The organism is Agromyces albus (assembly GCF_030815405.1).
Taxonomy (GTDB): Bacteria; Actinomycetota; Actinomycetes; order Actinomycetales; family Microbacteriaceae; genus Agromyces; species Agromyces albus_A.
The window spans coordinates 2120993-2133329 of sequence record NZ_JAUSWX010000001.1 but is presented as its reverse complement, the minus strand read 5'-3'; the positions used below and the strand labels follow the sequence as shown (position 1 = coordinate 2133329).

12 protein-coding genes are annotated in these 12337 nt (G+C 70.5%); 10 read left to right on the top strand and 2 right to left on the bottom strand.

All coding sequences use genetic code 11. From position 1 onward, the window contains the following. Positions 1–3 precede the first annotated feature (3 nt). The 7 genes from QFZ29_RS10000 (at position 4) to QFZ29_RS09970 (ending at position 7031) form a co-directional block, all read left to right on the top strand. The gene (locus QFZ29_RS10000; RefSeq protein WP_306893972.1) at positions 4–567 is read left to right on the top strand and encodes an FHA domain-containing protein; all 564 of its coding nucleotides are present in this window, start codon (positions 4–6) and stop codon (positions 565–567) included. Positions 568–682: 115 nt separating this feature from the next. Then, positions 683–2137 carry a 3-isopropylmalate dehydratase large subunit gene (gene leuC / locus QFZ29_RS09995; protein ID WP_306893971.1) on the top strand — a complete coding sequence of 485 codons (1455 nt, stop codon included), beginning with the start codon at positions 683–685 and terminating at the stop codon, positions 2135–2137. A gap of 2 nt (positions 2138–2139) precedes the next feature. Further along, positions 2140–2760, top strand: a complete 621-nt coding sequence (gene leuD / locus QFZ29_RS09990; RefSeq protein WP_306893970.1) for a 3-isopropylmalate dehydratase small subunit — start codon at positions 2140–2142, stop codon at positions 2758–2760. Beyond that, positions 2757–4127, top strand: coding sequence for a UDP-N-acetylglucosamine 1-carboxyvinyltransferase (gene murA, locus QFZ29_RS09985; protein ID WP_306893969.1), 1371 nt, complete (start codon positions 2757–2759; stop codon positions 4125–4127). The genes leuD and murA overlap by 4 nt, the downstream gene beginning before the upstream one ends. A 7-nt stretch (positions 4128–4134) precedes the next feature. After that, entirely contained in the window at positions 4135–4911 is a 777-nt protein-coding gene (locus QFZ29_RS09980) for a lysophospholipid acyltransferase family protein (protein WP_306893968.1), read from the top strand. Next, positions 4901–6040 carry an NAD(P)H-dependent glycerol-3-phosphate dehydrogenase gene (locus tag QFZ29_RS09975; protein WP_306893967.1) on the top strand — a complete coding sequence of 380 codons (1140 nt, stop codon included), beginning with the start codon at positions 4901–4903 and terminating at the stop codon, positions 6038–6040. The genes QFZ29_RS09980 and QFZ29_RS09975 overlap by 11 nt, the downstream gene beginning before the upstream one ends. Further along, positions 5940–7031 carry a D-alanine--D-alanine ligase family protein gene (locus QFZ29_RS09970; RefSeq protein WP_306893966.1) on the top strand — a complete coding sequence of 364 codons (1092 nt, stop codon included), beginning with the start codon at positions 5940–5942 and terminating at the stop codon, positions 7029–7031. The genes QFZ29_RS09975 and QFZ29_RS09970 overlap by 101 nt, the downstream gene beginning before the upstream one ends. Here QFZ29_RS09970 and QFZ29_RS09965 read toward each other — a convergent pair. Further along, the gene (locus tag QFZ29_RS09965) at positions 7028–7528 is read right to left on the bottom strand and encodes a DUF3515 domain-containing protein (protein ID WP_306893965.1); all 501 of its coding nucleotides are present in this window, start codon (positions 7526–7528) and stop codon (positions 7028–7030) included. The two genes, QFZ29_RS09970 and QFZ29_RS09965, sit on opposite strands and share 4 nt — an antisense overlap. Positions 7529–7551: 23 nt before the next feature. On the opposite strand from QFZ29_RS09965, the gene thiL reads away from it, so the two are divergent. Further along, positions 7552–8562, top strand: a complete 1011-nt coding sequence (gene thiL, locus QFZ29_RS09960) for a thiamine-phosphate kinase (RefSeq protein ID WP_306893964.1) — start codon at positions 7552–7554, stop codon at positions 8560–8562. A 5-nt stretch (positions 8563–8567) separates the two neighbouring features. On the opposite strand, the gene QFZ29_RS09955 is transcribed toward thiL, so the two are convergent. Next, positions 8568–9170, bottom strand: coding sequence for an RsmD family RNA methyltransferase (locus QFZ29_RS09955; RefSeq protein WP_306893963.1), 603 nt, complete (start codon positions 9168–9170; stop codon positions 8568–8570). Between the two features lie 48 nt (positions 9171–9218). On the opposite strand from QFZ29_RS09955, the gene QFZ29_RS09950 reads away from it, so the two are divergent. Beyond that, positions 9219–10025, top strand: a complete 807-nt coding sequence (locus QFZ29_RS09950; RefSeq protein ID WP_306893962.1) for a hypothetical protein — start codon at positions 9219–9221, stop codon at positions 10023–10025. Beyond that, positions 10022–12289, top strand: a complete 2268-nt coding sequence (locus QFZ29_RS09945; RefSeq protein ID WP_306893961.1) for an ATP-dependent DNA helicase RecG — start codon at positions 10022–10024, stop codon at positions 12287–12289. Before QFZ29_RS09950 ends, QFZ29_RS09945 begins: the two co-directional genes overlap by 4 nt. Positions 12290–12337 lie beyond the last annotated feature (48 nt).

The following is a 12337-nucleotide window of genomic DNA, read 5'->3' as shown; positions in this document are numbered from 1 at the left end:
TGCGTGGCTGCGCCCGACTTCATCGTCCCCCCTCCGGGGCTGATTCCGAACGCGCCCGAGAACACCGAGCCCGAACGCACGGTCCAAGTGGTTCCCGGGCGCGCGCTGCCGTCATTCGTGCCGACCGCGCCGCACCTCGCGCCGCCCTCGTCGATGCCGCCGGTGCTCCCGATGCCCGGGCCTGCCCCGACGCCCTCCGCCGCGAACGCGGCGCCGGCACCGGGTCCATGGCGCCTCACCGGCGAGCGAGGCTTCGAACTCGTCGTCGAGGGGCGACTCGTGCTCGGTCGCGACCCGGTCGCCGCGCCGCCGCACGCCGATGCGAAGGGTGTTCCCATCGTCGATCCGGCACGATCGGTCTCGAAGACCCATGCGCTCGTCGAGGCGGCCCCCGACGGGGTGTCGGTCACCGATCTCCATTCGACCAATGGCGTGCGCATTCGAACGGCCGACGTCGAACTGCACGAGCTCGCCCCCGGGATGCCCGCCGTCGTTCCACCGGGAGCCTCGTTCCTCCTCGGTGACTTCGAGCTTCACGTGGATCGTCTGCACAGGGACACGGTGTAATCTGTGAGCGTGCGCGCTCCACGACTTCTTCGGTGCCGCGGCGGGGCCTCGTTCTAGGCCTTCCCCGCCGCGGAGTCCGTCGACGGCTGACACTGATTCTGAGGAAGACGAACGCATGACCACCACGATCCCGACGGGCGAGCGCCCGCGTACCCTGGCCGAGAAGGTCTGGGAAGCCCATCTCGTGAAGAAGGGCGAGGCCGGCACTCCCGACCTCATCTACATCGACCTGCACCTCGTGCACGAGGTCACGAGCCCGCAGGCCTTCGACGGCCTCCGGCTCGCCGGCCGCCCGGTGCGTCGCCCCGACCTGACGATCGCGACCGAAGACCACAACACGCCGACCCTCGCGATCGACAAGCCCATCGCCGACCCGACGAGCCGCACCCAGATCGAGACCCTGCGGCGCAACGCCGCCGAGTTCGGCATCCGGCTGCACTCGCTCGGCGACGTCGAGCAGGGCATCGTGCACGTCGTGGGCCCGCAACTCGGCCTCACCCAGCCCGGCATCACGGTCGTGTGCGGCGACTCGCACACGTCGACGCATGGGGCGTTCGGAGCAATGGCGTTCGGCATCGGTACGAGCGAGGTCGAGCACGTGCTCGCCACGCAGACCCTTCCGCTGAAGCCGTTCAAGACGATGGCAATCAATGTCGAGGGGTCGCTCCGCCCTGGCGTGACAGCGAAAGACATCATCCTCGCCGTGATCGCCAAGATCGGCACTGGCGGCGGGCAGGGCTACGTGCTCGAATACCGCGGCAGTGCCATCCGCGCACTCTCGATGGACGGCCGCATGACGATCTGCAACATGTCGATCGAGGCGGGTGCTCGCGCAGGAATGGTGGCTCCGGATGCCACGACCTACGAGTACCTCAAGGGCCGTGCCCATGCACCCGAGGGCGCCGACTGGGACGCCGCCGTCGAGTACTGGGAGACCCTCGCGACCGACGACGGAGCGCAGTTCGACGCCGAGGTCTTCATCGATGCCGACACCCTCGAGCCGTTCGTCACGTGGGGCACGAATCCCGGCCAGGGCGTCTCGCTCAGCGAGGCCGTGCCCGACCCGGCGACCATCGTCGACCAGCACGAGCGCGCCGCCGCCGAGCGCGCCCTCGAGTACATGGACCTCGCGCCCGGAACGCCGCTGAAAGACATCCGCGTCGATGCCGTGTTCATGGGCTCGTGCACGAACAGCCGCATCGAAGACCTCCGGGCCTTCGCCTCGATCATCAAGGGCAAGCACAAGGCCGACGGCGTGCGCGTCATGGTCGTGCCGGGCTCCGCTCGCGTGCGGCTCGAGGCCGAGGCCGAGGGCCTCGACAAGGTCATCACCGAGTTCGGCGCCGAGTGGCGCTTCGCGGGCTGCTCGATGTGCCTCGGCATGAATCCCGACCAGCTGGCTCCCGGCGAGCGGTGCGCGTCGACCTCCAACCGGAACTTCGAGGGCCGGCAGGGCAAGGGCGGCCGCACGCACCTGGTGTCGCCGCTCGTCGCCGCGGCCACCGCGATCAGGGGCACGCTCTCGGGTCCGTGGGATCTCGAGGCCGCGAGCCGGTCGGAGGGCAACTGACCATGGACAAGATCACCACCGTCACGGGCACCGCGGTGCCGCTGCGCCGCTCCAACGTCGACACCGACCAGATCATCCCCGCCGTCTTCCTGAAGCGGGTCACGAAGACCGGATTCGAGGACGCCCTCTTCTTCGCGTGGCGCCAGGATCCCCAGTTCGTGCTCAACCGTCCCGAGTACGCGGGTGCTCGCATCCTCATCGCGGGACCCGACTTCGGCACCGGATCCAGTCGAGAGCACGCCGTCTGGGCGCTGCGCGACTACGGCTTCGACGTCGTGATCAGCTCGCGCTTCGGCGACATCTTCCGCGGCAACGCGGGCAAGCAGGGCCTCGTCGCCGCGCAGGTCGCGTACGAAGACATCGAGCGCCTCTGGGAGGCGATCGAGGCGGAGCCGGGAATAGCCGTGACCGTCGATCTGGTTGAGCGTACGGTGGGCGCGGGTGCGCTCACCGTGCCGTTCGACATCGACGACTACACTCGGTGGAGGCTTCTCGAGGGGCTCGACGACATCGGTCTCACCCTGCGTGATGAGAACGCCATCGCCGAGTTCGAATCACATCGGGAGGCCTGGCGGCCGAAAACGCTCCCCATCCGGGAGCCGGCGGAATCAGGGAGTCTGTGAACACGCTCGGGCAGGACGCAAAGAACCACGGAACGGCAGTCGGGTTGAACGTCGACAAGATCACGATCAACGGCGGCAAACCGCTCCGTGGTCGCATCGAGTTGAAGGGCGCCAAGAACCTCGTCACGAAGGCGATGGTCGCGGCCATCCTCGGCGACACCCCAAGCGTGCTGAAAGACGTGCCGAACATCAGTGACGTGCGCATCGTGCGGGGCCTCCTCGAGGTGCACGGCGTCACGGTCACGCACGGCGTCGACGAGGGTGAGCTCATCCTCGACCCGTCGGCGGTCGAGACGGCGCACATGGCCGACATCGACGCGCACGCGGGGTCGAGCCGCATCCCGATCCTCTTCTGCGGGCCGCTCCTGCACCGCCTCGGTGAGGCGTTCATCCCCGACCTCGGCGGTTGCCGCATCGGCGACCGCCCCATCGACTACCACCTCGAGGTGCTGCGCAACTTCGGCGCCATCGTCGAGAAGCTCCCGAGCGGCATCCGGATGTCGGCACCCAACGGGCTGCACGGCGCCAAGGTGTCGCTGCCGTACCCGAGCGTGGGCGCGACCGAGCAGGTGCTGCTCACGGCGGTGCTCGCCGACGGCATCACCGAGCTGTCGGGCGCTGCGATCGAGCCCGAGATCATGGATCTCATCAACATCCTCCAGAAGATGGGTGCGATCATCACGGTCGACACCGATCGCGTCATCCGCATCGAGGGCGTCGACAAGCTCGACGGCTACACGCATCGTGCGCTCTTCGACCGGAACGAGGCGGCCAGCTGGGCGGCTGCCGCGCTCGCGACCGAGGGCGACATCTTCGTGGGCGGCGCGCGCCAGGCCGAGATGCTCACGTTCCTGAACGTGTTCCGCAAGGTCGGCGGCGACTTCGAGATCCAGGAAGACGGCATTCGCTTCTTCCACCCCGGCGGTGAGCTGAAGCCCGTCATCATCGAGACCGACGTGCACCCGGGCTTCATGACCGACTGGCAGCAGCCGCTCGTGATCGCCCTCACGAAGGCGAAGGGTGTCTCGATCGTGCACGAGACCGTCTACGAGCAGCGATTCGGCTTCGTCGACGCGCTCGTTGAGATGGGCGCGTCGATCGAGGTGCACAAGGAGTGCCTCGGCGGTCGTCCGTGCCGCTTCGGCCAGCGCAACTTCAAGCACTCCGCGGTCATCTCGGGCCCCACGGCGCTCGTCGGCGCCGACATCGAGGTGCCCGACCTCCGCGGCGGATTCAGCCACCTCATCGCAGCGCTCACGGCCGAGGGTCGATCGACCGTGTCGAACGTCGGCATCATCGCGCGCGGCTACGAGGACTTCATCACGAAGCTCGAGTTGCTCGGGGCGGATTTCGAACTCGAAGGATAATGGGGGAGTGCCACACGACGACTCGTCTCCCGACGCTCCTGCGAAGCCACGTTCGGAGACCCGCCGCCCCTCCGTCTTCTGGGTGCTCGCCGGGTTGGTCCTGCCGGTGATGAACCTCGCCATCCGCTTCCGGTTCCACCACCCCGAGCGGATGCCGCAGTCGGGTGCGTTCGTACTGGCGCCCAATCACTACAGCGAGATCGACCCGGTGGTCATGGGCATGGTGAGCTGGAAGCTCGGGCGAGCGCCGCGATTCCTCGCGAAGGCCTCCCTCTTCAAGGTGCCGGTGGCCGGCTGGCTGCTGCGGAAGTCGGGCCAGATCCCCGTCGATCGCGCCGGCAGCAAGAGCCATGCCGCGCTCCGTGCAGCCGAGGAGCTCGTCGAGAAGGGCCGCATGGTCGTCGTCTACCCCGAGGGCTCGCTCACACGTGATCCCGGGCTCTGGCCGATGCGCGGCAAGACCGGTGCCGTGCGCATCGCGCTCGAACGCGACATCCCGATCATCCCCGCCGCGCACTGGGGCACGCAGGCGCTCATGCCGCGTTATGGCAAGAAGCTCAGCCTCTTCCCCCGCAAGACCATCGCCGTCGCGATCGGCGAGCCGCTCGACCTCAGTGCGTATCGCGGCAAGCCGCTCGACCAGGCGACGCTCATCAAGGCCACGAGCGAGCTCATGGAAGCGATCGCCGGCCTCCTCGCCGAGTTGCGCGGCGAACCCGCTCCAGCCGAACGCTGGAACCCGAGCGCACACTCGCAGAAGGAGACCGGTCGCTTTGAAGGGTAGAACCAACGCCCGTCGCGGCCCGGGCAAACGCGTCGCCGTGCTCGGCGCCGGAAGCTGGGGCACGACCTTCGCGAAGATCCTCGCCGACGGCGGCGCCGATGTCGTGCTCTGGGCCCGACGGCCGGAGCTCGCACGCGAGATCCAGGAGGCCAAACGCAACAGCGACTACCTCCCGGGGGTGAACCTTCCGCTCGGGCTCAGGTCGACCTCCCGGCTCGATCTCGCCCTCGCGGGCGCCGAGCAGGTGTTCGTGTCGGTGCCGAGCCAATCGCTCCGGGAGAATCTCAAGGTCATCGGCCCGCACCTGCACGCCGAGGCGATCGTCGTGTCGCTCATGAAGGGCGTCGAGAAGGGCACCGGCCTGCGCATGAGCGAGGTCATCGCCGAGGTGCTCACGATCGATCCCTCCCAGATCGCGGTGATCTCCGGGCCGAACCTCGCGCTCGAGATCGCGAAGGAACAGCCCACGGCGGCGGTCGTCTCCTCGACGAGCCTCGAGACCGCCCAGGCCGTGGCATCCCTCGCGACCAACCGCTACTTCCGCTCGTTCGTGAACACCGACGTCATCGGCACCGAGTTCGGCGGGGTGCTGAAGAATCTGATCGCGGTGGCGATCGGCATCGTCGACGGGGTCGGCTACGGCGAGAACACGAAGGCGTCGATCATCACGCGCGGACTCGTCGAGATGACCGACTTCGCGGTCGCCTACGGGGCGCACCCCGAAACACTCTCGGGGCTCGCCGGACTCGGCGACCTCATCGCGACGAGCCAGTCGCCACTCTCGCGCAACAACACCGCGGGGCGCCTCCTGGGCCAGGGGTATCACCTCAACGACGTCGTGAAGCAGATGCAGCAGACCACCGAGGGGCTCGCGTCGGTCGGGCCGGTCCTCGAGCTCGCGCGGGCGAAGGGCGTGGAGATGCCCATCGTCGAGCAGGTGCGACAGGTGCTCGCCGGCACGCTCGATCCGAAGGACATCGCGCCGCACCTCACGACCGACGACGAGCCGCAGGGCGAAAGGACATTGGATGGACAAGCTCAGGGTGATTCTGCTCTTCGGCGGGCGCTCAAGCGAACACTCGATCAGTTGCGCCACGGCGGGCGGAGTGCTGCGGGCGATCGACCGTGACCGTTATGAGGTGATCCCGGTCGGCATCACCCGCGAGGGTGCGTTCGTGCTCGAGACGGATGACCCCGAGCGCTTCGGCCTCGACCCGGAGCACCTCCCCGAGGTCGCCGACAACGGCACCCGAGTGCGCTGGCCCGAGAGCTCGGCGTCCCGTGAGCTCACTGTCGTCGCCGATGGCGCGGTGTCGTCGCTCGGCGACATCGACCTCGTATTCCCGATCCTGCACGGGCGGTTCGGCGAAGACGGCACGATCCAGGGCATGATCGAGCTCCTCGGGCTTCCGTACGTCGGCAACGGAGTGCTCGCGTCGGCGATCGGCATGGACAAGCACTTCACGAAGACGGTGCTCGAGGGCGCAGGCATCGCGGTCGCGCCCTGGGTGACGGTGACGCGCGCGGCGCTCGAGGCCGATCCCGAGCTCTGGACGCGCCGCACCCACGCGTTGGGCCTGCCGGTCTTCGTCAAGCCGGCGCGCGCGGGTTCCTCGGTCGGGGTCACGAAGGTCGGCGAGTGGACCGAGCTCGAGGCCGCCCTCGACGTGGCGTTCGCCGAGGACCGCACGGTGCTCATCGAGGCGGCCGTCGTCGGACGCGAGATCGAGTGCGGTGTGCTCGAGGGTCGCGACGGCGAGGGCGCACGCGTGAGCGTCGCCGGCGAGGTGGTCGTCTCCGGGCGCGAGTTCTACGACTTCGAGGCGAAGTACCTCGACGCACCCGGCGTCGAGCTCATCTGCCCCGCCGACCTCGGCGACGGCGAGCTCTTCGAACTGCAGCGCATCGCACGTCGGGCGTTCGAGGCCATCGGGGCGGAGGGCCTCGCGCGCGTCGACGTGTTCCTCACGGGTGAGGGGTTCGTCGTCAACGAGATCAACACGATGCCGGGCTTCACCCCGATCTCGATGTTCCCGACATGCTGGCTCAATTCGGGGCTCGACTACCCCGAGCTCATCACCGAGCTCATCGAGGTCGGCCGCACTCGCGGCATCCGTTAGCCGGCATCGTCGGCCGAGGTGCACGCACGCTCGGCCGGGATGACCGAGACCGCCGACGAGAGGTCGGAGATCGCCGTCGTGCCCGAGACGACGTCGTTGTCGACGAGCACCTCCACGGCGGGCGTGCGCCCGTAGGTCGTGAAGAGGAAGCGGGGAGCGTCGGACTCGTCGATGATCCAATCGACGCCGTCGACGTTCACGCAGCGCAGGGTCGTGGGGCCGGGCGACGGCACGCCGCACCTCAGCAGCACGGAGGCCGGTGTTCCCCAGGCTCCCGTGCCCTGGGCGTCGGTCTCGCGTTCCGGCAGATCGGCGACGACGTCGGGCAGTCGAACGACGACCGCCGCGCAATCGGGATCGCTCGCGTCGGGCGCCGCCTCGAAGGGCACCGCCTGGGTGCACCCGGCGAGGATGAGCGCTCCCGCGAGGGCTGCGATGCCCGCGGCCGGCACGCGGATGCGGGCGCGGCGAGGCGCGGGCACGAGTGGGTGAGGCATCCTGTTCAGGCTACCGTGAGGGCATGGAGAATCCTGCCCCGACGGACGCCCCACGCACCGGCCCGACGGTCGGAGAGCTCGGCGAGTCGGCGGTGCTCGCGCGCATCCTCCCACGATTGCGCCCGGGCGACGCGGCGATCCTCGGAGCCGGCGACGACGCCGCCGTGGTCGCGGCGGCCGATGGCCGATTCGTCGTCACAACCGACCTCATGGTGCACGGCCCCGACTTCCGGTTGGCCTGGTCGACGCCGTTCGAGCTCGGCTGGAAGGCCGCCGCGACCAATCTCACGGATGTCGCGGCGATGGGTGCTCGCCCGACGGCGCTCGTCGTCGCGATCGCTGCACCGCCCACGACCGGGGTGTCGGTGCTCGAGGGCATCGCCGATGGGCTCAGGGAAGGCCTCGCGGCCATGGCGCCCGGGGCGGGTGTTGTCGGCGGCGACCTCTCGGCGTCGCCGGTGCTCACGATCGCGGTCACGGCGTTCGGCGACCTCGACGGTCGTGCCCCCGTGCTGCGGTCGGGCGCACGGGTGGGCGACGTCGTCGCGCACGCTGGCGCTCGCGGCGCAGCGGCGCGCGGACTCGCGCTCCTCTTCGCCGAGGCGACGGATGCCTCAGGAGAGCCCGACCGGCTCGCGACGCGCGGCGTGCGGGAGCGGCATCCGGAGCTCGTGCGGGCGCAGCTCGCCCCCGAGCCCCCGGTCTCCGCGGGCGTCATCGCGGCCCTCGCGGGGGCGACGTCGATGCTCGACGTCTCCGACGGCCTTGCCCGCGACGCCCGGCGGATCGCCGAGGCGAGCGGCGTCGGCCTCGATTTCGACGCCACGGCGCTCGGCCCAGATCCGCGACTCGCGCTCGCGGGGGCCGAAGACCACGGGCTGCTCGCCACCTTCCCTCGGGGAGCCGACGTGCCGGCGCCCTTCGAGGTGATCGGTCGCGTCATCGAGGCGCCGGGGGAGCTGCGGGTCGATGGCCGCGCCGTCGGTGCCGACGGATGGGATCCGTACTCGGGCTGGGACGGCCGAGCGGGCTGAGGCGGTCAGTCCGCGGACTTCCCGCCATCAGCGTCGTCGGCCTCGTCGGTGCGGCTCGCCCACCAGAGGGTCGTCTCGCCGTAGTCGCGGCGCCGGTCGAGCGTGATGCCGTCGGGCCAGGCCGGCTCGGGGGAGCGTGAGCTGCGCTCGACCATGACGATCGCATCGGGGGTGAGCAGCGGCACGAGCAGCTCGAGATCGCGCGAGAGCGCCCCGTCGGCGAGGTCGTAGGGCGGGTCGATGAAGACGACGTCGACACCGGCCGCGGCGCTCTCGAGGTAGGCGGCCACCGGACGCGGCACGACCCGGATGCGCAGCCGGCGACCGCGCGCGGCCCTGAGCACGGCATCGGCGTTGCGCCGGCACACGTCGGCGGCGGGTTTCGCGCGCTCGACGAGCACGACGTCGACCGCTCCGCGGCTCGCGGCCTCGAGCCCGAGCGCACCCGAGCCCGCGTACAGGTCGAACACGCATGCGCCCTCGAGCACATCTCGCGCCTCGAGCGCGGAGAAGATCGCCTCACGCACCCGGTCGCTCGTCGGACGCGTGCCCGATCTGGGCACGGCGAGGGTGAGTGAGCCGGCGAATCCGGCGATGATGCGGGTCATGCTTCCGGCAGCATAACGTCGACCGTCCGGCGCTGCCATGATGGAGGGGTGGATGACTCGACCGACCAAGTGCCCGCCGAACCGTCCCGGCACCGGGCCGCAGAACAACTCATGCTCGACCGCATGTGGGACTTCAGCGACCCGGCCGCGAGCGAGGAGCGGTTCCGTGAGGCGTCCGACGACGACGACCACCCCGCTCATGTCCGCAGCGTGATGGCCACTCAGCTCGCGCGTGCGCTGGGCATCCAGGGCAAGACGGCCGAGGCGCTCGCCGTGCTCGACTCCGTCGTCCTCGACGGCTCTCCCGGCGAGCCCGAGACGAATGTCGCGGAGCTCAGGGCTCGCGTGGCGATCGAGCGGGGCCGGCTCGCAGCGACCTCGGGCAACCCGGCCGACGCCGTGCCCGAGCTCACGCGCGGCGTGCGCCAGGCCGCCCTCGCCGGCTCGACGTTCCTCGTGCTCGACGCGCTGCACATGCTCGCGCTCAACGACGCCGGGCACGAGGAGGAGTGGGCGGCCGAGGGATTCGACGTGCTCGAGGGCACTCGCGATCCCCGCACCCTCCGCTGGGGCGTCGCACTGCACAACAACCTCGGCTGGACCCTGCACGACGAGGGTCGCGCCGAGGCCGCCCTGCGTCACTTCGAGCAGGCCGTCGAGGCAGCCGACGCCTACGGCACCGCCGAGCAGCAGCATGTGGCGCGCTGGTCGGTTGCGAGGTGCCTGCGAACCCTCGATCGCGCCGAGGAGGCCCTCGACATCCAGCGCGAACTCGCGCGCGCACGCCCTGACGACCCATACGTGCAGGCCGAGCTGGCCGAACTGACGGGGGCGGAGCCTACGATCGAGGAATGACGGCCGAGAAAGCAGGTGCGACCGGCGCGCGTGGCACGGGCACTGGCACCGGCAGCGGCACCGGTACGACCACGGATGCCGCTGCGACGCCTGCCCCCGGCTCCTACACGCTCGACTCGAAGCTCTCGGGCGCGCTCGGCGGCCGCACCGCGCAGGCGATCGAGCGTGCTTTCGGCTACGCGACCGTAGGAGACCTGCTCGCGCACTACCCCAGGCGCTACGCCCTCCGCGGCGAGCTCACGGCGCTCGCCAGCCTCCCGCTCGACGAGAACGTCACGATCGTCGCCGAGGTGCTCGAGGTGCGGGTGCGCGAGATGCGCCAGCGCCGCGGATCGATCCTCGAGGCCAAGATCTCCGACGGCACCGGCATCCTCACGCTCACGTTCTTCAACCAGAAGTGGCGGGAGAACGACTTGCGGCCCGGACGCCGCGGCATCTTCGCCGGCAAGGTCGGCGACTACAAGGGCAATCGCCAGCTCGCGCATCCCGACTACGAGCTCTTCGACGAGTCCGAGCCCCTCACCGCCGGCGATGCCGCGGCGAAGCGCTGGGCCGAGGCGCCCATTCCGATCTACCCGGCCACAGGCACGCTCGCGAGCTGGCAGCTCGCCAAGTCGATCGCGTTGCTCCTCGACGGGCTCGGCCCCGTCGATGATCCGCTGCCCGGCGACGGGCGCGAGCGTCGCTCCCTGCTCGCCCATCGCAGTGCGCTCGAGCAGATCCACCGGCCTGAGCGGGAGTCCGACTGGAAAGCGGCGCGCCGCACGCTGCGATTCACCGAGGCGTTCGTGCTGCAGACGGCGCTCCTCGAGCGGCGCGCCGAGCTTCGCAGGCACACCACGACCGCGCGGCATCCGTCGGCCGGCGGCTCGCTCGAGCGGTTCGACGCGAGCCTGCCGTTCTCGCTGACGGGAGACCAGCAGGCGGTCGGTGCCGAGATCACCGACGATCTCGAGCAACCGGTGCCCATGAACCGCCTCGTGCAGGGCGAGGTCGGCTCGGGCAAGACCGTCGTCGCCTTGCGCGCAATGCTCGCCGTCGCCGACTCGGGCGGGCAATCGGCCCTCCTGGCACCCACCGAGGTGCTCGCAGGCCAGCACCTGCGTTCGATCGCACGGATGTTGGGCCCAGACCTGTCGGCCGAGCTGATGCCGACGCTCATCACCGGACAACTGCCCGTCGCCGATCGCAAGAAGGCGCTCCTGCGCGCCGCGGCCGGCCAGTCGCGCATCGTCATCGGCACGCATGCCCTCATCGGCGACGCCGTCTCGTTCGCCGACCTCGGCCTCGTCGTCGTCGACGAGCAGCATCGGTTCGGCGTGGAGCAGCGCGAGGCACTGCGCCTGAAGGGGCAGCGTCCGCCGCACGTGCTCGTGCTCACGGCCACCCCGATCCCGCGCACGGTCGCCATGACCGTGTTCGGCGATCTCGACGTCTCGACGATCCGCGAGCTGCCCGCCGGGCGCGCCGGCATCGAGTCGCACGTCGTGCCGCTCGCCGACCGGCCGGGGTGGCGGGCACGGGTCTGGGAGCGGCTCGCCGAAGAGCTCGCCGCGGGGCGTCAGGGATTCGTCGTGTGCCCCGCGATCGAGGCGCGCGTCGCCGAAGACGATGGGGCAGAGGAGGGCGAGGCCGCGGATGTCTCGGGGCCTGCGGCATCCGTCGCCTCGGTGCTCGCCGAGCTCACGGGGCATCCGCGATTCGCCGACGCCCGCGTGGCCCCGTTGCACGGCCGCATGAGCGCCGACGAGAAGGACCGCACGATGCGGGCCTTCGCGGCGGGCGAGCTCGACGTGCTCGTCGCGACGACCGTCATCGAGGTCGGCGTCGACGTGCCGAACGCGAGCGCGATGGTCGTCGTCGACGCCGACCGCTTCGGCGTATCGCAGCTGCACCAGTTGCGCGGCCGGGTCGGGCGCGGGAGCGTGCCGGGGCTGTGCCTGCTCGTGACGTCGGCCGAGGCCGGCTCGCTCGCCCGGCAGCGGGTCGAGGCGGTCGCCGCCACGCTCGACGGATTCGAACTCGCTCGCGTCGACCTCGAGTTGCGGCAGGAGGGAGACGTGCTCGGGGCGACCCAGTCGGGCGGACGCTCCTCGCTCAAGCTCTTGCGGGTGGCGCGCGACGGCGACCTCATCGCCGACGCACGCGACCTCGCCGAGGAGGTGCTCGCCGCCGACCCGGGGCTCTCCGCGCATCCCGCGCTCGCGGCGGCGGTGCGCCGTCGTCTCGACGACGAGTCGAGCGGCTACCTGAGCAAGGGCTGAGACTCGCGCACGGCCCTTCCGGCGCGCCGCGCGGGCAGTACGCTTGAC